The following is an 18,966-nucleotide window of genomic DNA, read 5'->3' as shown; positions in this document are numbered from 1 at the left end:
CTAACTAGTCTTGCAGTAGACCGCTGGCGTACTCTCGCAGCCTAACGCAAGTCGTTCTGAATGCCATACCCTTTCTATCTCACTGCGGGGGATAGTCTTAGCACGCCATCCCTCCGTGGTATTCCCGGGAATGGCCGCAAAGACTCGATTGGCTGCGATGACTTCGCAGCTAACCGCGGCACGCGCCCTGACCGATTTCGAGCGAAGTCGTTGACGGGCCGTTCGTTACCGACCGCCGGCGCAAGCGTGATCGGGTTTAGCCAGCGGATTCCTTGCAGCGAACGGCATCACAGCCGATCAAGCGGGCTGCGCACGCCCAGGCCACCGCGATTCAGCACGTGCGTGTACATCATCGTCGTGCTGACATCCGCGTGCCCCGGCAACTCCTGCACCGTCCGGATGTCGTAGCCCGCCTCGAGCAGGTGGGTGGCAAACGAATGCCGAAACGTGTGACAGCCAACCCGCTTGGTCACGCCAGCCAGCCTCGCCGCCGCCGTCACCGCCCGCTGAATCACCGACTCGTGAATGTGGTACCGCGACGGCGCACCCCATCGCACGTCACGACAAATGCGCCCGGCCGGAAACACGAACTGCCAACGCCACTCCGTGGGTGCGCCCGGGAACTTCCGCGCCAGCGCCTCGGGCAGCACGACCCGACCCAGGCCGGCGGCAAGATCGGCGTGATGCTGCCGGCGAACACCGTCGAGATGCTCTCTCAGATCCTTCCGCGCGGCCTGAGGCAGCATGACCCGCCGGTCCTTCTGCCCCTTGCCACGACGGACCGTCACTTCCCCACGCTCGAAGTCGATGTCTTTGACCCGCAGTTCGAGGCACTCCTGCAGCCTGAGGCCAGCGCCATATAGCAGCGTCGCCACCAGCCGCGGTACGCCCGTCAGGCAACCCAACACCAACCGCAGCTCCTGCGGGCCCAGCACCACCGGCACCCGCCCAGGAACCCGCGCCCGTGGGACCTGCTCGATATGACCCAGCTCGATCCGCAACACATCTCGATACATGAACAGCACGGCGCTCAGCGCCTGATTCTGCGTGGAGGCCGCAACCTTTCGGTCTGTCGCCAGCCACCCAAGGAACGCAGACACCTCGGGCGCCCCCATCTCGGACGGGTGCCTCTTGTGGTGAAACAGAATGAATCTCTTGATCCAGAAGACATAAGCCTCCTCCGTCCGGCGGCTGTAGTGACGCGCCCGAATCGCCTCGCTCACGCGCTCCAACAACCGCGGCTTGCCCGCGACAACCTCGTGCGCCATCACATCACCCCACGACGACGATGCCATCGTCGCGCGCGAGGTGCAAGACGACTTGACAAGCCGTCGACGACGATGGCAACGTCGTCGCCATGACACACATCCGACACCGTCCTGAAGGGAGGTCCAAATGAACCAGCTAGCCTAGGAGGGCTTCGACATGCGCTTGAAGATTCACGGAGGCACCGTTTCAGACGGACACGCCTCGCTCTGCTCGACCTGCCGCTCGGCCACGATCATCCGCGGAGCCCGCCTGACCGACGAAATCATCTCGTGCGGCAAGCGGCTCGTTCGCGACGAAATCCGCTTTTCGGTCGCTTCCTGTACCGGCTATTCAGATCGGTCGCTGCCCTCCCTCTACGACTTGGAAGACATCGCGTGGGTCCTGCGCTCCGACGCACGCACGAAGAAGATCGGCTTCGTCCGCGCCCACGACCTCAAGCTCGCCGACCGCCACGTCCTCGACGAAGACGACTGGGCGTAGCCCTGACCCTCGAGCCGCAGGCCCCACGCCTCAAACGGTGCTAGTGCCTGAAGTGCCGGCGTCCCGTGAACACCATCGCCAGCCCGTGCTCGTCGGCGGCCGCGATGACTTCCGCATCCTTCACCGATCCGCCAGGCTGCACCACCGCGGTGGCGCCGGCGGCGGCAACGGCGTCAAGACCATCCCGGAACGGGAAGAACGCATCCGACGCGGCCACCGATCCCTTGAGAATCATCGCCACATCGCTGGACTTCCATCCCGCGGCCTTCATGGTCGCCACCTTGACCGCATCGACGCGGCTCATCTGGCCGGCGCCGATCGCGAGCGTGCGGACGGCATCGGTGAAGATCACGGTGTTCGACTTCACGTGCGCCATCACCCGCCAGGCAAAGCGCAGCGCCTGCCACTCTTCAGCGGTGGGCTGGCGCCTGGTCACGACCTTCAACACCTCCGACGGCCACGGCATGTGCGCTTCGAGCACCTGGTCGCGCTGCTGCACGAGCAGGGCGCCGAGAATGGATCGATACTCGCTCCCACCAAGGGTCGTGAAGTCGGCCTCCAGCACCCGCAGGTTCGCCTTGGTGGCGAGAATCGGCTTCGCCGCCTCATCCACCGACGGCGCCACCACGGCTTCGATGAAGGTGGAGACAATGGCCCTCGCGGTCGCTTCATCGATCGGCCGGTTGAGGCCGATGATGCCGCCGAACGCGGCCAGCGGATCGGCTTCGCGGGCGCGGACGTAGGCCTCCGCGGCGTTGGCGCCCGTCGCCACGCCGCAGGGATTGGTGTGCTTGATCACCGCGGCCGCCGGCTCGTCGAACTCGAGCACGATGCGGGCGGCGGCGTCGAGGTCGAGGAGGTTGGTGAACGAGAGCTCCTTGCCCTGCAGCACGGCGGGCGCGCCGAGGCCCGACGCCGGCTCGAGCGCGTACCACGCCGCCGGCTGGTGCGGGTTCTCACCGTAGCGGAGGTCGCGCAGCTTGTGCGCGGACACGGTCAACTCATCCGGCGCGAACGCGGCGGCCGGAGCGGGCCCTCCGGCAGCAGGCCCCCGCGCGAACTGCTCACCGTGCACGCTGACCTCATCGAGCGTGCCGGCAATGGCGGTGTCGTAGCTGCCGGTGTGCGCGAACGCGCGCCGCGCCAGGTCGAACCGGAACTCCACCGACGGCCCGCCGGCACGATCGAGCTCGGCGATCACCTCGTCGTAATCCTTCGGCGACACCACGATCAGCACGTCGCGGAAATTCTTGGCCGCCGCGCGCACCAGGCTCGGGCCGCCGATGTCGATCTGCTCGATCAGGTCGTCGAAGTGGATGCCGGGCTTCGCCGCGGTCTCGACGAAGGGATAGAGGTTGACCACGACCAGGTCCACCAGGCCGATGCCATGTTCCGCGGCCAGCTGGAGGTCTTCGGGATGGTGCCGGCGCGCCAGGATGCCGCCGTGAATCTTTGGATGGAGCGTCTTGACGCGGCCATCCATCATCTCGGGAAAGCCGGTGACGTCGCTCACGTTGACCACCGGCAGGCCGGCGTCGGCCAGCGCCTTGGCGGTGCCCCCGGTGGACACCAGCTCGAAGCCACGTTCCGCCAGCGCCCGCCCGAACGGCACCAGCCCACTCTTGTCAGAAACACTCAAAATCGCACGGCGCATCGACCTCAGCCCCCAATGAAACGAATAAAACATGAAAACACATCGGTATCTGGCCCGATTGCCATTTGACACCAAATGTAACGGCCCAGTATCATCCCCGCAGTCCATTTATGCGGACCAGAAAGGCCGCACGTTGCGGCCTTTTTTTGTTTCCCCTAGCTCATCCACAAGTGAGACAGGGGTCGATCACTACGGTGGCTTCGGCCACCTGCAAGACAGGAACAGAACGATGCGTATTACAGGCAAGGTCAAGTGGTTCAATAACGCCAAGGGTTACGGCTTCATCGAGCGCGAAGGCGGCAGCGATGTGTTCGTGCACTACTCGGCGATTCAGGGCGCTGGCTTCCGCTCTCTCGAAGAGGGTCAGCCGGTTGAGTTCGAAATCGTCGACGGACCCAAGGGTCCCCAGGCCGGCAACGTGACCCGCGCCGCCTAGTACCGCATTGACCAGGAACGGTGCCGGGCTCCCTCCCGGCATCGTTTCCCCGTAAGGTTCAGTCCTCCCCCGCTTTTACCGGCCTCACCGTCAGCGACACTTTCCCGTCTTTCAAGGCCACCCGGAACGCCACCTCGCTGCCCTCGGCCGCGTACTTCTCGACCTGTGCCTTGACCAGCGCGGCGACGCGCTCAATCGGCACGGTCGCCTCGCCAGCCGCCTGTTTCACCGCGGCCAGCTTCTCGTAGAGGTCCTTCACCCGCTCGGCGTCGGCGGCGAGGTCGCGTCCACTCGAGAACCTGACCACCCGCTCGCCGTCGGCGGCCGCCTGGGCCGGTTCGGCCTTCTCGGCCCGGCGGGGCTCGGGGGGCGGCTTCGCGCCCCGCCTGGGCCGTCCGCCTTCCATCTGGCTAAGCTGCCGCTCCCACAACTCGCAGAACTTGGCGTAGCGGTTCTGCATCGTCTCGAAGCGGAACCGGTCGGCGGTGTTGCGGATGAACGACCGATCGTGTTTCTTGACCAGCGCTTCGACCTTGGTCCGCGTCTCCCAGGGCAGGCGCGGCAGGCGGCCGGCGAAGAACATGTTGTATTCCGCTTCGAGCCGCCGGATCTCGGCGTCGAGCAGCTGCATCTCGCGATCGAAATCAGACTTGGGAGACGCCACGTGCTGGGGCTAGTCGAGAAGCAGGAACCAGATCAGTGGCAGCCACAGCTCCCGTGAATACGGGATGGGCCGGTCGTCGATCAACACCTCGCAGCCGGGCACCGGCCCGATCAGCTCGAAGAGATCCCTGAGGCTCAGCGCATCGCCGGAAAAGAACCGGGCGCGATGCCGGCGGTTGGCGCCCTCCCCGGTCTCGAGATACTCAGCCGACGCGCGGGCCTTTGCGACGGCCGGGTCGTAATTGGGGCCCTCGAAGGGCGGGAAGACGAGCGTGACCGAAAACGGCAGGTCGCGCGGCCCGAACAGGGTGATATGGAGAACTGGATCGAGCGCGGCCAGCTCCTCGGCCGTGGGCTCTTCCGGCTTCTCGACGTACGGCCAGAACTTCTCGGCCGGACGGTGCGTTCGCTGCGTCATCGGAAGGGGAATCGTACTATATTTCCCTGGTGCGAGACTTCCGGGTCATTCCCTCAATCGATATCCTCCGCCAGCGAGACGAGGTCCGAGCGCTCGAGGCCGCGTACGGCGCCGACGCCACGGTGAACGCGCTGCGGGCCGGGGCCGGGCGGCTGCGCGAGGCCATCGCCGCCGGAACGGGGCCGGCCGACGCCGACACCGCCGCCGCCATCATCGAGCGCGGCGCGCACGAGGCGCTGGCGTCCGGCGCGCGCGGGTCGTTGCGGCCGGTCATCAACGCGACCGGCGTGGTGATCCACACCAACCTGGGGCGGGCGCCCATTGCGCCAGCCGCGCTCGCGCGGGCGACGGCCATCGCCGGGGGATACTCCAACCTCGAATACGACCTGGCTGACGGGACGCGCGGCTCCCGCACCGTGCACGCCGAGTCGCTCATCACCGCCTTGACCGGCGCCGAAGCCGCGGTGGTGGTCAATAACAACGCCGCCGCGATTCTGCTGATCCTCACCGGCCTGGCCGCCGGACGCGAGGTGGTGATCTCGCGCGGCGAGCTGGTGGAGATCGGCGGCGGCTTCCGCGTGCCCGACGTGATGCGGCAATCCGGGGCGACGCTGCGCGAAGTGGGCACCACCAACCGCACGCGGGTCAACGACTACACCGCCGTGGTCTCGGCGGCTACCGCGCTGTTCCTGCGCGTGCATCCCTCGAACTTCCGGATCGAGGGCTTCACCGAGCGCCCGGCGCTCGCCGGCCTCGTGCAGGCGGGGCGGGCCGTGGGCGTGCCGGTGGTCGAAGACATCGGCAGCGGCTGCCTGCTGGACGACCTCGCCGGTGAGCCCTCGGTGCAGGCCTCGCTCGCCGCCGGCGTGGACCTGGTCTGCTTCAGCGGCGACAAGCTGCTTGGCGGTCCGCAGGCCGGCATCATCGCCGGCTCGCGCGCGCTGGTCGATCGGCTGCGCACCCACCCGCTGATGCGCGCCCTGCGCGCCGACAAGATCACCTTTGCCATCCTGGAAGCCACGCTCGCGGAGTATGTCGCCGGACGCGCCACGGCGACCGTGCCGGTCCAGCGGATGCTGCACGTGACGGCGGATGAGATCGAGGCCCGCGCGATAGCGCTCGGTGAGCTGCTCACCTCGAGCGGCTGGCGGACCGCATTGACGAGCGGATCGTCGGCGGTGGGCGGCGGCAGCGCGCCCGGGCTGGGCCTGCCGACCGTGCTGCTGTCGATCGCGCGAGAGGGACAATCGGCGGACGCGACAGAGGCCTGGCTCCGCACGCTGGATCCGCCCGTCGTGGCGCGCATCGAGGACGACCGGGTGGTGCTGGATCTGCGGACGGTGTTGCCGGAGCAGGACGAATTACTGGCCGACTTGCTAGGGGTCTGACCCCGAGTGGGATGTGCCGAGGGGTCTGACCCCTTCGTAGAGAGAGCCGCGGGGTCTGACCCCGAGTGGGATTCGTCGCGGGGTCTGACCCCATCGCAGCGCTGCGGAGGGGACAGACCCCTCGGCATCGCCTGCTCGGGGTCAGTCCCCTCAGAAGATGGTGCTGATTGACGCCTGAGCGAAGTCGATGATGGCCGACGGCAGCACGCCGAGGTAGAGCACGCCGATCAGCGACAGGATCAGGCCGGCATACGCCACGTTGGTGATCGGCGGCGGCACCGGGCGCGCATCGCGCTCGGTCATGTACATCATCACCACGATGCGCAGGTAGAAGAACACCGAGACCACGCTCGACAGCACGCCGATGATGGCGAGCCCGTAGTAGCCGGAGCCAATCGCGGCGCTGAACACGTACCACTTGGCGATGAAACCCGCGGTCGGCGGGAAGCCGCCCAGCGACAGCAGGAAGAACGTCATCAGCGTGGCCAGGGCCGGGTGGCTGTGGAACAGGCCGGCGTAGTCGCGCAGGTCGTCGTTGGCGCGCTCGCGCGTGCCCAGCAGCGCGATGACGCCGAAGGCGCCGAGGTTGGTCACGGCGTAGGCGGCCAGGTAGAACAGGATGGCGGCCTTGCCGACGTCGTTGCCGGCGACCAGGCCCGCCAGGATGTAACCGCCGTGCGCGATGCTCGAATACGCCAGCATGCGCTTGAGGCTGGTCTGCGCCACGCCGACCACCGTGCCGAGGATCATCGTCGCCGCCGCAATCACCCACAGCACCGGCGCCCAGTCGGCAATCATCGGCTCGAGCGCCGACAGGAACACGCGCACGAACGCCGCCACCGCCGCCGCCTTCACGCCCGTGGACATGAAGCCGGTCACCACCGCCGGCGCGCCTTCGTAGGCGTCGGGCGACCACATGTGGAACGGCACCGCCGCCACCTTGAAGGCGAAGCCGACGATCAACATCCCGACGCCCAGCAGGATCATCGGGTTGCCGCTCATCGACTGGGCGGCAATCACGGTGCCGATGCGATCGAGGTTGGTGCTGCCGGTGACGCCGTAGAGGAACGCCACGCCGTAGAGGAAGAAGGCGCTGGCGAACGCGCCCAGCAGGAAGTACTTGAACGCCGCTTCGGTGCTCTGCTGCTGCTCGCGCCGGATGCCGGTCAGCACGTAGACGGCAAGCGACATGGTTTCGAGCGCCAGGAAGATCACCAGCAGGTCGGTGGCCTGCCCCATCAGCATCATGCCGACGATGGCGAACAGCATGATGGCGTAGTACTCGCCGGCCGGCAGCCGGTCGCGGTCGATGGTCTGCGACGAGAACATCACCGTCAGGATGCCGACAACCACCAGCACCAGGTTCACGAACAGCGAGAAGTTGTCGGCCGTCACCACGCCGAAGCTGGTGGCGTTGCGGTTCCACAACAGGATCGAGGCCGCGCCGGCGCCGATCAGGCCGATGATGGCGAGCCCGCCAATCGGCATCTTCTCGTCGCGCCCGCGGAACGCTTCCGCCAGCAGGACCACCAGGCCGGCCAGGGCCACGCACAGAATCGGGATGATGGCGTCGAAGGAGGAACTGATCATTGCTTCACCGCCACCGACGTGTTCTGAACGGTTCCGAGGGGTTCAGAAAGGTTCGGAAGGGTTCTGACCGGTTCAGGAGGGTTCGCCACCGTCAGCGGCTGGTGCGCTTGCACGCGATCGACGAGGCGCTGAATTGCCGGTTCCATCGGTTTCAGGAACACGTTCGGCACCACGCCCATGGCGATGGCGACCGCCGCCAGCGGGCCGATAATCGCCCACTCGCGGAACGACAGGTCCGCCAGGTTCTTGTTGTGGTCGTTGGTGACCTTGCCGTAGAACACCCGCTGGAACATCCACAGCATGTAGACCGCCGACAGGATCACGCCGAGCGCGGCGATCACCACGAAGCGCGGGTCCCACTTGAAGGCGCCGAGCATGATCAGGAACTCGCCGATGAACCCGTTCATGCCGGGCAGGCCGATCGACGACAGCGTTAGGATCAGCATCACCGCCGTCAGCCTCGGCATCACCGACTTGAGGCCGCCGAACTCGCTGATCAGGCGCGTGTGCCGACGGTCCGACAGCATGCCGACGACGCAGAACAGGCCGCCGGTGCTGACGCCGTGCGCCAGCATCTGGTAGGAGGCGCCCTGGAGCCCTTGCATGTTGAACGCGGCAATGCCGAGCACGACGAAGCCCATGTGGCTCACCGAGGAGTAGGCCACCAGCTTCTTCAGGTCCGGCTGCACCATCGCCACCAGCGCGCCATAGACGATGGCAATCACCGACAGCGTCGCCAGCAGCGGCGCGAAGTAGAGCGCCGCCTCCGGGAACAGCGGGAACGCGAAGCGGATCAGGCCGTAGCCGCCCATCTTCAGCATGACGCCGGCCAGGATCACCGAGCCGGGCGTCGGCGCCTGGACGTGGGCGTCGGGCAGCCACGTGTGGAACGGGAACAGCGGCACCTTGATGATGAACGCGATGGTGAAGGCCAGGAACATCCAGTACTGCGTGCCTTCCGGAATCTGCAGCTCATACAGCTTGAGCAGGTCGAAGCTGTATTCCCCGGTCATCGACTGGTGCAGCCACGACAGGCCGATGATCGCCACCAGCATCAGCACGCTGCCGGCCATGGTGTAGAGCATGAACTTGACCGCGGCGTAGATGCGCTGGTCGTAGCCCCAGATGCCGATCAGGAAATACATCGGGATCAGGACGAAGTCCCAGAAGATGTAGAACAGGAAGACGTCGAGCGCGCTGAACACGCCGATCATCGACGCCTCGAGCAGCAGCATGAAGATCGAGAATTCCTTGACGTGCTTCCCGACGCTTTCCCACGAGGTCAGCAGCGCCAGCGGCGTCAGGAAGCCGGTCAGCACCAGCAGCATCAGGCTGAGGCCGTCGATGCCGACGTAGTAGTCGATGCCGAAGGCCGGGATCCAGGCATGGCGCTCGACGAACTGGAACGCCGGCGCGGCCGCCGACGGGTCGAAGCCCGCCCACAACAGCAGCGTGACCGCAAACGTCACCAGCGAGATGCCCAGCGTCAGGTTGCGGACCAGCCCGTTGTTCGAGCCGTCGCGGTTCGACACCAACAACAGCAGGGCCGCCCCGATGACGGGGAGCAGGATGGCGATGGAGAGTAGGGGCAACCCGTTCACGTCGCGCTATCTCCAGAGGTAGAAGGCGAGGATGGCGACCGCGCCTGCAAAGATGGATGCCGCATAGGTCTTAACCGACCCGTTCTGCAGCAGGCGGAGCACGATGCTCACCCCGCTCACGAAGTAACCGGCGCCGTTGACGGCGCCGTCCACGACCTTGACGTCGAAGCCGCGCCACAGGCCCTCCTGCGACACCACCTTGATCGGCTGCACGATGGTCGCGTCGTAGATTTCATCCACGTAGTACTTGTTCAGCAACAGCTTGTGGACTCCCGAAAACTGGGTGGCCATCTGCGCCGGGATGTCCTTGCGCTTCAGCCACAGGAACGTCGCCAGCCCGATGCCGGCAAAGGCGATCAGTGACGACACCCCCATCAGCGACAGCTCGAGGCCGGTGTGGTCGCCTTCGGCGCCGGCTTCCTCGCCGGGCAGGCAATTCTCGATGGCCATGCCCGCCAGCTCGCCGGTGGTGACCGGCTGGCCGCAGTTGGTGGCCTGGAATGCCGGCTCGAGCCAGGCGTCAAGGTTGTTGTGGCCGCCGAGCGCGTGCGGCACGCCGACGTAGCCGGCGAGGATCGAGCCGACCGCCAGCACGATCAGCGCGAACGCCATCGGCGCGGGCGCGTCGTGCAGGTGCATGCCATGCGCCGGGGCGGCATGGGCGTCGTGCGCGTGACCGTGATCGGCGTGGCCGGGATCGTCGTGGCCATGGCCGGCCGAGGCGAACCGCTCCTCGCCGTGGAAGGTCAGGTGGACCAGGCGGAACATGTAGGTGGCGGTCAGCAGCGACGTCAGCGCGCCCACGCCCCACAGGATCTGGTGGCCGTGCAGGAACGTCTCGAACAGGATCTCGTCTTTCGAGAAGAACCCTGACAGGAACGGAATGCCGGCGATGGCCAGCGCCGCAATCACGAACGTCCAGTAGGTGATCGGGATGTGCTTCTTGAGGCCGCCCATCCTGCGGATGTCCTGCTCGCCGTGCAGCGCGTGAATCACCGCGCCCGAGCCGAGGAACAGGCAGGCCTTGAAGAAGGCGTGGGTCATCAGGTGGAAGATGCCGGCGCCGAACGCGCCGACGCCCATCGCCAGGAACATGTAGCCCAGCTGCGACACCGTCGAATACGCCAGCACGCGCTTGATGTCGTTCTGCACCAGGCCGATGGTGCCGGCAAACAGCGCGGTGGCGGCGCCGACCACGGCGACCACGGTCAGGGTGATCGGCGCGTGCTCGAACAGCACGGCGTTGCGGCCGATCATATAGACGCCGGCGGTGACCATGGTGGCGGCGTGGATGAGGGCCGACACCGGGGTCGGGCCTTCCATCGCGTCGGGCAGCCACACATACAGCGGAATCTGCGCCGACTTGCCGGTGGCGCCGATGAACAGCAGCAGCGTGATCAGCGACAGCGTGCCGAAGGTCGCCTCGGGCGGCAGTTCCTTCGCCGCCAGCGCGATGGTCGTGAAGTCCAGCGAGTTGAACGTCACCACCATCAGCAGCGCGCCCAGAATGAACGCGAAGTCGCCGACGCGGTTGACGATGAACGCCTTGTTGGCCGCGTCCGACGCCGACTTCTTCTGGTAGTAGAAGCCAATCAGCAGGTAGGAGCACAGGCCCACGCCCTCCCAGCCCACGAACATCACCAGGACGTTCGAGCCGAGCACCAGCATCAGCATGAAGAAGCAGAACAGGTTCAGGTACGAGAAGAACCGGCCGTATTCGGCGTCGGTTTCCTCGTGCATGTAGGAGATCGAGTAGATGTGAATCAGCGAGCCGATGCCGGTGATCACGAGAATCATCACCGCCGACAGCGCGTCGAGGCGCAGCGCCAGGTCGAGCGTGAAATCGCCGGCCGTGATCCAGGTGAACAGGGTCTGGTTGATCTGGCGCGATTCCGGCGGCATGCCGGCCAGCGCCCACACCTGCATGGCGGCAATCAGGAACGACAGCACCATGACGGCGGACGCCAGCCCGCCGGTCACCGCCTTGGGCAGCCGCCGCCCCATCGTCGCGTTGACGAGGAAGCCGGCAAACGGCAGCAATGGAATGAGAGCTAGCACGTCGTTATCCCTCGGCTCCCAACGTAATCGGCGTCATCTGTGTCATCTGCGGCCCTGGTGTCCCCATCTGTGTTCACCATTTCAACGACGTGAAGGCTTCAGGGTTGAGCGTTTCGCGGTGGCGGAACAGGCCAATCACCAGGGCCAGGCCCACCGCCGCCTCGGCGGCGGCCACCGTCATCACGAAGAAGGTGATGATCTGGCCGTCCACGGTGCCCAGCTGGCGGCCGAAGGCCACAAACGCCAGGTTGACCGCGTTCAGCATGATTTCCACCGACAGCAGCAGCGTAATCAGGTTGCGGCGCAGGAAGACGCCGGCGGCGCCAATCGAGAACAGCAGGCCCGAGAGCACGAGATAGTGGCCGATTGACATGGTCAGTCCTCCCTCTTCTTGGCGAGGACGACGGCGCCGACCATCGCCACGATGATCAGGATCGACGTCACTTCAAACGCAAACATGTAGTCGGTGAACAGGACGCGGCCCAGCTCGGCGACCGACGCCACCGCCGGGTGCGCCTCGGCGACGCCGCCGCCCAGCCCCGCCGTGCGCGACAGGGCCCAGCCCAGTTCGAGCGCCAGCAGCAGCGCCAGGGCGCCGCCCACGCGCACCGCCAGCGGGCGGTAGAGCGGATGCGACCGGTCCCACTCCGAGGTGTCTTCGCGCGGCACGTTGAGTAACATCACCACGAACAGGAACAGCACCATGATGGCGCCGGCGTAGATGATGATCTGCACCACCGCCACGAACGGGGCCTCGAGCAGCACGTACAGGCCCGACAGCCCGAAGAACGACCCGATCAGCGCCAGCACGCTGTAGACCGGGTTCCTCTGGGAGACGACCAGCAGCGCGCCGAGCACCGCGGCGCCGGCGAACAGGTAAAAGAGCAGCGCGTCAGAGGCCAAAGTAGAGCACCCCCGCGGCTGAGAGAAGCAGGTTGACCGTGGCCAACGGCAGCAGCACCTTCCACCCGAACGACATCAACTGGTCGTACCGGAAGCGCGGCAGCGTCCAGCGCAGCCACAGGTAACAGAACAACAGGAACGCCAGCTTGATCAGGAACCAGATCCAGCCGTACTCAGCCGGGATGAACGGGCCATGCCAGCCGCCCAGGAACAGGTTGACCGCGACCGCCGAGACCGTGACCATGTTGATGTATTCGGCCATGAAGAACATGGCGAAGCGCATCGAGCTGTACTCGGTGTGATAGCCGGCCACCAGCTCCTGCTCGGCCTCGGGGAAGTCGAACGGCGCGCGGTTGGTCTCGGCAATGCCGGCGCACGCGAACACGAAAAACGCGATCGGCTGGAGGAAGATGTTCCACTGCGGGATGAAGCCGAACCAGTAGCCCTGCTGCCCGCCGACGATCTCCCGCAGCGACATCGAGCCGGCGAACATCACCACCGTGGCCAGCGACATGCCGTAGGCCAGCTCGTAGCTGATCATCTGCGCCGAGCTGCGCAGGCCGCCCAGCAGCGAGTACTTCGAGTTCTCGCCCACCCGGCCAGCACGATGCCGTAGACACCCATCGAGGCGACGGCGAAGATCACCAGCACCGCGACGTTGACGTCCGAGATCATCAGCGCCATCGGCTCGTCGAGCAGGCCGAAGAAGGTGGTGGGCGCGCCGAACGGCACCGGCGCGAACGCCAGGAAGGCGGTGGTCACCGAGATGATGGGCGCCAGCGAGAACAGGAAGGCGTCCGCCGCCTTCGGCCGCAGCTCTTCCTTGAAGAACAGCTTGACGATGTCGGCAATCGGCTGCAGCAGGCCCTTGGGACCGACCAGCGTCGGACCCATGCGCTGCTGCATGAACGCCGCGACCTTGCGCTCGGCGTAGACCATCACGGCCGCCGAAATCTGCAGCGCCATGAACACCACGCCAACCAGCGTGGCGTAGGCGATGAAGGTCGGCGACGTGACCCAGGCGATGATGTCGGCCACGTTAGTGCGCCTCCGCCTTGGTGTGCGCGCGATACGCGGCCGGCTTGGGCTGCGTGCCCTTCACATACGCCTCGAACTCTGGCTTGAACAACTTGAGGGTCGTCAGCACCGGCGTCGCGGCCGCATCGCCGAAGGCGCACAGCGTCTTGCCGTTGATCTGATTAGCCACGCTGCCGAGCAGCGCGATGTCCTTTTCCGTGGCCTGGCCGTTCATCATGCGGTGCAGGATGCGATACAGCCAGTCGGTGCCTTCGCGGCACGGCGTGCACTTGCCGCACGACTCGTGGCGATAGAAGTGCAGCAGGTTGTCGGCCAGCCACACCATGTCGGTGGTCTCATCGAGCGCCATGATCGCCGCCGAACCGAGCAGCGATCCCGCCCTCTGGACGTCGTCAAAGCTCGCCGGGATGTCGATCTGATCGGGCAGCAGGATCGGCACCGACGAACCGCCCGGGATCACGGCCTTCAACGTGTGGCCGTCGAGCGGGCCGCCGGCGTAGTCGAAAATCAGTTCCCTGAGCGTGACTTTCATCGGCGCTTCGAACACGCCGGGGCGCCTGACGGCGCCGCTCACGCAGAACAGCTTCGGGCCGCCGTTCTTCTCGGGGCCGAGGGCGGCAAACCACTCGGCGCCGCGGGTCATCACCAGCGGCACGTTGCACAGCGTCTCCACGTTGTTAACCGCCGTGGGGCACCCCCAGGCGCCCTCCACCGCGGGGAAGGGCGGCTTGAAGCGCGGCTGCGCGCGCTTGCCTTCAAGCGATTCGAGCAGCGCGGTTTCTTCACCGGCCTCGTAGGCGCCGGCGCCGCGGTGCAGGTAGACCTCGCAGTCGAAGCCCGAGCCCATGATGTTCTTGCCGACGTAGCCCGCCTGGCGCGCATCGTCGATCGCCTTCTGCATGGCGGGGAACAAATGGTAGAACTCGCCGCGGATGTAGATGTACGCCGCCTTCGAACCAATGGCGTAGCAGCCAATCAGGCAGCCTTCCACCAGCAGGTGGGGGTTGCGCTCCATCAGCAGGTGGTCCTTGAAGGTGCCCGGCTCGCTCTCGTCGGCGTTGCAGACGATGAACTTCGGCTTGGGCGACTTCTTGTCGACGAACTGCCACTTGAGGCCGGTCGGGAAGCCGGCGCCGCCGCGGCCGCGCAGGCCTGATTTCTTGACGTCTTCAATCACGGCGTCGGGCGTCATGCCGAGGGCCTTCTTCAGCCCTTCGTAGCCCGCCTGGTTCTTGACGTAGTGATCGAACTCCGCACCACCCGGCGTGAACGCGTACTTCGTCAGCACGGGTTCGTAGTCGGGCACCGCCTTCGGCTTCACCGGCGTCGTGGTCTTGCCCCGCCACTCGCTTTCGGGACGGCCCTCGATGGCGAGGTGGCAACCGCCAAGCGCCTTGAGGCCCTCGGTCTTCATCTGGTCGATCAGGGCGCCGGCCGACTCGGGCGCGAGGTGTTCATGCCAGTGGTCGTTGTTCACCATCATCACCGGCGCGCGATCGCAGGCGCCGAGGCATTCCATCTGCTGGATGGTGAACATGCCGGTCGGGTCGGTCTGGCCGGCCTTGATGCCAAGCTTGTGTTCGAGCTCTTCAACCACGCGCTCGGCGCCGGCCAGCGCGCACGACAACGTGGTGCAGACCTGCAGCACGTACTTGCCCACTGGGTTGCGGTGGAACATCACGTAATAGGAGACGACGTCCTCGACCTCGGCGGTGGTGCAGCCAATCACCTGGGCCACGTGCCGGGTCACGTTGTTGCTGATGTAGCCCTGCTGCTCCTGCGCCAGGTACAGCGCGTGCAGCGTCGCCGACTTGCGATGCTCGGGCGCGTAATGCGCGGCAAACTCCTCGAACTTCGCGCGCGCCTCGGCGCGGTACGCGAACTCCGGGCCCTCCGGCAGCGTGGCCCGCATCGAGCGATGCCAACCCTCCGTGCCGTACGGCATCGTCGGATGAAAGCTCATCGATCGACGTCTCCCATCACGACGTCAAGCGAGCCGATCACGGCAATCACGTCCGCGATCATGCCGCCGACGACGAACTTGTGCAGGGCCTGGCAGGCAAACAGTCCGGGCGCGCGCATGTGCACCCGCCACGGCCGGTTGGTGCCGTCCGACACCACGTAACAGCCATGCTCGCCGCGCGGGCCTTCGACCGGGACGTAGGCATCGCCCGCCGGCACCTTGAAGCCCTGCGAGTAAATCAGGAAGTGCTGAATCAGCGCTTCCATCTCGGTGTAGACCTGGTCCTTGGGCGGCGGCACGACGCGCTTGTCGTCGCACGCCCACGCCCCGACCGGGTCGATGCGCTCGAGGGCCTGGTTGCAGATCTTGACGCTTTCGCGCATCTCGGCCATGCGGGTGAGGTAGCGATCGTAGACGTCGCCGTTCGAGGCGCCAATCACGTCGAACTCGTAGGTGTCGTAATCACAGTAGGGAAACGCCCGGCGCACGTCGTAGTCGCCGCCGGCGGCGCGGGCGATCGGGCCGAAGAGCCCCCACCGGCAGCAGTCGTCGTAGCTGATCACGCCGACGCCGCGCGTGCGGTCCAGCCAGATCGGGTTCTTCGTGATCAGCGTTTCGTATTCATCGATCTTGCCCGGCAGCCGATCGAGGAACGCCTTGACCGCTTCCTTGTAGCCACGCGGGATGTCTTCTTTCAGGCCGCCCACCCGGATGTAGCTGGGGAAGAACCTGAAGCCGCCGAGCATCTCGTTCAGGTTCATGATGATCTCGCGCTCGCGCAGCGCGTGGAGCAGGCCGGTGATCGCGCCGATCTCCATGGCGTGCGTACCGAACCAGACCAGGTGGCTGCTGAGGCGCTGCAGTTCGGCGATCATCACGCGGATCGCATTGACCCGCGCCGGCATCTGCTCGTCGAGGCCGAGCATCTTCTCGACCGACAGGCAGAACGCCAGGCTGTTGGACTGGGCGCCGAGGTAATCCATGCGCTCGACCAGCGGGATCACCTGCTGCCACTTCTTCTGCTCGCAGGTCTTCTCGATGCCGGTGTGCAGGTAGCCGACGGTCGGCGACACCGACACCACGGTCTCACCATCGAGCTCCAGCACCAGCCGCAGCACGCCGTGCGTGCTGGGATGTTGCGGCCCCATGTTGACCGTCATCGTCTCGGTGCGTACGTCAGCCATTCAGCTCGTCCTCAACCCACTCGCAAAGGATGTGCAACATCGTGATGTGCACCTCCTGAATTCTCGGCGTCCGGTCGTCATCCACCGCGAGCTGGATCCGGGCCAGCCGGCCGGCCTCGCCTCCCCGCCCGGTCAGGGCGATGGTGACCAGCCCGCGTTCGTTCGCCGTCTCGAGCCCGCGCAGCACGTTGGGTGAATTCCCGCTGGTGGTAATCCCCAGCGCGATATCGCCGGCCGCGCCATGCGCCTCGACCTGCCGCGCGAACACCCGATCGAACCCGTAGTCGTTGCCGAGCGCGGTCAGGATGCTGGTATCCGTCGAGAGCGCGATCGCCGGCCACGCCCGACGCTCAACCCGGTACCGTCCCACCAACTCGGCGACGAAGTGCTGGGCATCGGCCGCACTGCCGCCGTTGCCGAACACCAGAATCTTCCGCCCCTGCCCGAGCGCCGTCACCATCGCCTCGGCGGCCCGGGTCAATCCGCCAACGTCCTGCGCCGCCCGTTCATGTGCCCGCGCGGCCTCGCGCAGCGTCGCCGCCGCCCGGCCACTGCGCGCCGCGCTCGTCATTTCGGCTTGGCAGCGGTGCGCTGGAACCGATCGCGCTCCATGTTCGCCTGGAACTCTTCCTGCGTGACCTGCAGCGGCATGTAGGTCTGCGCGTCCTTCCGCAGCTGCACGGGGTAGTCCTTGCGCAGCGGATGGCCGTCCCAATCATCGGGCATCATCAACCGGCGCAGATCGGCGTGACCGTCGAACACGATGCCAAACAGGTCGTAGAGCTCGCGCTCGGGCCAGCCGGCGCCCGGGTAGAGCAACGTCAGCGTCGCGACCGCTTCCTGCGCGTTGATCTGCACCTTCAAGCGGACGCGCGCGCGGCGGTGCGGCGACACCAGGTGATAGACAAGATCGAAGCGCGGCAGGCGGTTGGGATGAAAGTCGACCGCGGTGACGTCGGAGAACGCGACGAACTCGAGGCCCGGGCCCTGCAAGGCGCGGCACGCCTGGACGATGAACTCGCGCGGCACCCCGATCGTCGGCGTCACGGCGGCGTCCGCCGAGGCCAGCGCTTCGAGCCTCGCCCCGGGAATCGCGGGCGCGATCGCGGCGATCAGTTCGTCGGCGGTCATGCGATGCGGACCTTCGGGGTCTGATCGAGCTTCGAGGCGGCGATCTTCTTCTGCAGCTGCACGATGCCGTAGATCAGCGCCTCGGGACGCGGCGGGCAGCCGGGAATGAACACGTCAACCGGCACGACCTGGTCGGAACCCTGGACGATGGCGTAGTTGTCGAACACGCCGCCGCACGACGCGCAGGCGCCCATCGAGATCACCCACTTCGGCTCGGGCATCTGGTCGTAAATGCGGCGCATCGCCGGCGCCATCTTGCGCGACAGGCGGCCGGCAATGATCATCAGGTCTGCCTGCCGGGGCGAGCCGCGGAACACTTCGGCGCCAAAGCGCGCCAGGTCGTAGCGGCTGGCGCCCGTCGCCATCATCTCGATCGCACAGCAGGCCAGACCGAACGCCACCGGCCAGATGGCCGAGCGGCGCGCCCACTGAATCATGAATTCAGCGGACGTCGTCAGGACCGGGATTTCGTAATCAGTTTCGAGTCCCATAACGGTATCTCTTCACCACGGCGGGGCCGGGTTTGGGCGCGTGCCTGTAATCGGGGTCGTATTCGGGGCCCCAGTTGAGCACGCCCTTGCGCCAGATATAGATGTAGCCGACGACCAGGATCAGGAAGAAGACCGTGATCTGAATGAGGCCGGGCCACGACAACTGGCGCATCGCGAGCGCCCAGGGATAGAGGAATGCGACTTCGATGTCGAACAGCAGGAAGATCATCGCGACAAGGTAGAACTTGACCGACTGCCGTTCGCGGGCGTCGCCGACCGGCGGCATGCCGCATTCGTAGGCCGCCAGCTTCTCGGGAGTGGGATTGCGCGGGCCAAGGAAGTACGACAGCACCACGGAGACGATGCCGAAGCCGACTCCGATGACACCCAGTAGTAGGATTCCGCCCCAGCCGTCCATGATCTCGCGCTCTGAAGAAGTTATGTCACGCACTCAGGATTTCGGCGTGCTTGTGAAGGATATCACACGGAATACATTCGCACCGGGATAGGCGGGCGGCCTGGGCGGCCGCTGTAGGCACACCCGGCCCGGCTCGCCGATCGCCTGCGCGACCGGGCTCCGGGATGCCGCGAAGCAACGGCGAGCGCCGTTACTTTTTCTTCTTCGCGAAGTCGGCGAGACGGCGTTCGATTTCCGCCACCGCCTGCCCGATCTGGTCGCGCCGAGCCGGGTGGGTCGTC

At 66.2% G+C, this 18,966-nt stretch carries 18 protein-coding genes and 1 pseudogene; 3 read left to right on the top strand and 16 right to left on the bottom strand.

Annotated elements, in window-relative coordinates; genetic code table 11:
- Positions 1 to 287: 287 nt before the first annotated feature.
- On the bottom strand, positions 288 to 1,268 hold the full coding sequence (locus WC815_04925) for an integron integrase (GenBank protein MFA5908102.1): 981 nt from the start codon (positions 1,266 to 1,268) through the stop codon (positions 288 to 290).
- A gap of 157 nt (positions 1,269 to 1,425) precedes the next feature.
- On the opposite strand from WC815_04925, the gene WC815_04920 reads away from it, so the two are divergent.
- Positions 1,426 to 1,749 carry a hypothetical protein gene (locus WC815_04920; GenBank protein ID MFA5908101.1) on the top strand — a complete coding sequence of 108 codons (324 nt, stop codon included), beginning with the start codon at positions 1,426 to 1,428 and terminating at the stop codon, positions 1,747 to 1,749.
- 40 nt (positions 1,750 to 1,789) lie between these two features.
- Here WC815_04920 and purH read toward each other — a convergent pair whose 3' ends face one another.
- The gene (gene purH / locus WC815_04915) at positions 1,790 to 3,403 is read right to left on the bottom strand and encodes a bifunctional phosphoribosylaminoimidazolecarboxamide formyltransferase/IMP cyclohydrolase (protein MFA5908100.1); all 1,614 of its coding nucleotides are present in this window, start codon (positions 3,401 to 3,403) and stop codon (positions 1,790 to 1,792) included.
- A gap of 229 nt (positions 3,404 to 3,632) precedes the next feature.
- Here purH and WC815_04910 point away from each other — a divergent pair, with 229 nt between their 5' ends.
- Complete coding sequence (locus tag WC815_04910) at positions 3,633 to 3,839, top strand: cold-shock protein (protein ID MFA5908099.1); 207 nt, start codon at positions 3,633 to 3,635, stop codon at positions 3,837 to 3,839.
- Between the two features lie 58 nt (positions 3,840 to 3,897).
- On the opposite strand, the gene WC815_04905 is transcribed toward WC815_04910, so the two are convergent.
- A complete protein-coding gene (locus tag WC815_04905) occupies positions 3,898 to 4,503 on the bottom strand; it encodes a hypothetical protein (GenBank protein ID MFA5908098.1) in 606 nt (201 codons plus the stop codon).
- Positions 4,504 to 4,512: 9 nt separating this feature from the next.
- On the bottom strand, positions 4,513 to 4,920 hold the full coding sequence (locus tag WC815_04900; protein ID MFA5908097.1) for a hypothetical protein: 408 nt from the start codon (positions 4,918 to 4,920) through the stop codon (positions 4,513 to 4,515).
- A 29-nt stretch (positions 4,921 to 4,949) separates the two neighbouring features.
- Here WC815_04900 and selA point away from each other — a divergent pair, with 29 nt between their 5' ends.
- Positions 4,950 to 6,308 carry an L-seryl-tRNA(Sec) selenium transferase gene (gene selA, locus WC815_04895; protein ID MFA5908096.1) on the top strand — a complete coding sequence of 453 codons (1,359 nt, stop codon included), beginning with the start codon at positions 4,950 to 4,952 and terminating at the stop codon, positions 6,306 to 6,308.
- 150 nt (positions 6,309 to 6,458) lie between these two features.
- Here the strand turns inward: selA and WC815_04890 are convergent, their stop codons facing one another.
- From WC815_04890 to WC815_04835, 12 genes and pseudogenes are all read right to left on the bottom strand, one after another.
- Positions 6,459 to 7,898 (bottom strand): NADH-quinone oxidoreductase subunit N, encoded by a 1,440-nt coding sequence (locus WC815_04890; protein MFA5908095.1) that lies wholly within the window; start codon positions 7,896 to 7,898, stop codon positions 6,459 to 6,461.
- Positions 7,895 to 9,499, bottom strand: coding sequence for an NADH-quinone oxidoreductase subunit M (locus WC815_04885; protein ID MFA5908094.1), 1,605 nt, complete (start codon positions 9,497 to 9,499; stop codon positions 7,895 to 7,897). Before WC815_04885 ends, WC815_04890 begins: the two co-directional genes overlap by 4 nt.
- A 6-nt stretch (positions 9,500 to 9,505) precedes the next feature.
- Positions 9,506 to 11,557 carry an NADH-quinone oxidoreductase subunit L gene (gene nuoL, locus WC815_04880; GenBank protein ID MFA5908093.1) on the bottom strand — a complete coding sequence of 684 codons (2,052 nt, stop codon included), beginning with the start codon at positions 11,555 to 11,557 and terminating at the stop codon, positions 9,506 to 9,508.
- Between the two features lie 73 nt (positions 11,558 to 11,630).
- Positions 11,631 to 11,930 carry an NADH-quinone oxidoreductase subunit NuoK gene (nuoK, locus tag WC815_04875; GenBank protein ID MFA5908092.1) on the bottom strand — a complete coding sequence of 100 codons (300 nt, stop codon included), beginning with the start codon at positions 11,928 to 11,930 and terminating at the stop codon, positions 11,631 to 11,633.
- Positions 11,931 to 11,932: 2 nt separating this feature from the next.
- Positions 11,933 to 12,460 carry an NADH-quinone oxidoreductase subunit J gene (locus tag WC815_04870; GenBank protein MFA5908091.1) on the bottom strand — a complete coding sequence of 176 codons (528 nt, stop codon included), beginning with the start codon at positions 12,458 to 12,460 and terminating at the stop codon, positions 11,933 to 11,935.
- Positions 12,450 to 13,399: pseudogene (nuoH, locus tag WC815_04865) on the bottom strand (NADH-quinone oxidoreductase subunit NuoH). Before nuoH ends, WC815_04870 begins: the two are co-directional and overlap by 11 nt.
- Positions 13,400 to 13,499: 100 nt before the next feature.
- Positions 13,500 to 15,461 carry an NADH-quinone oxidoreductase subunit NuoF gene (nuoF, locus tag WC815_04860; GenBank protein ID MFA5908090.1) on the bottom strand — a complete coding sequence of 654 codons (1,962 nt, stop codon included), beginning with the start codon at positions 15,459 to 15,461 and terminating at the stop codon, positions 13,500 to 13,502.
- On the bottom strand, positions 15,458 to 16,645 hold the full coding sequence (gene nuoD / locus WC815_04855) for an NADH dehydrogenase (quinone) subunit D (protein ID MFA5908089.1): 1,188 nt from the start codon (positions 16,643 to 16,645) through the stop codon (positions 15,458 to 15,460). Before nuoD ends, nuoF begins: the two co-directional genes overlap by 4 nt.
- On the bottom strand, positions 16,638 to 17,216 hold the full coding sequence (locus WC815_04850) for a D-sedoheptulose 7-phosphate isomerase (protein ID MFA5908088.1): 579 nt from the start codon (positions 17,214 to 17,216) through the stop codon (positions 16,638 to 16,640). The genes nuoD and WC815_04850 overlap by 8 nt, the downstream gene beginning before the upstream one ends.
- On the bottom strand, positions 17,213 to 17,776 hold the full coding sequence (locus WC815_04845) for an NADH-quinone oxidoreductase subunit C (protein ID MFA5908087.1): 564 nt from the start codon (positions 17,774 to 17,776) through the stop codon (positions 17,213 to 17,215). Before WC815_04845 ends, WC815_04850 begins: the two co-directional genes overlap by 4 nt.
- Positions 17,773 to 18,267, bottom strand: coding sequence for an NADH-quinone oxidoreductase subunit NuoB (gene nuoB / locus WC815_04840; GenBank protein ID MFA5908086.1), 495 nt, complete (start codon positions 18,265 to 18,267; stop codon positions 17,773 to 17,775). The genes WC815_04845 and nuoB overlap by 4 nt, the downstream gene beginning before the upstream one ends.
- Positions 18,251 to 18,718 (bottom strand): NADH-quinone oxidoreductase subunit A, encoded by a 468-nt coding sequence (locus WC815_04835; protein MFA5908085.1) that lies wholly within the window; start codon positions 18,716 to 18,718, stop codon positions 18,251 to 18,253. The genes nuoB and WC815_04835 overlap by 17 nt, the downstream gene beginning before the upstream one ends.
- Positions 18,719 to 18,966: the final 248 nt, after the last annotated feature.

The organism is Vicinamibacterales bacterium, assembly GCA_041659285.1.
In the GTDB taxonomy this organism is placed as follows: Bacteria; Acidobacteriota; Vicinamibacteria; order Vicinamibacterales; family UBA2999; genus 12-FULL-67-14b.
Note: the sequence above shows the minus strand (reverse complement) of the source record. Positions and strands in the feature narration are given on the sequence as shown.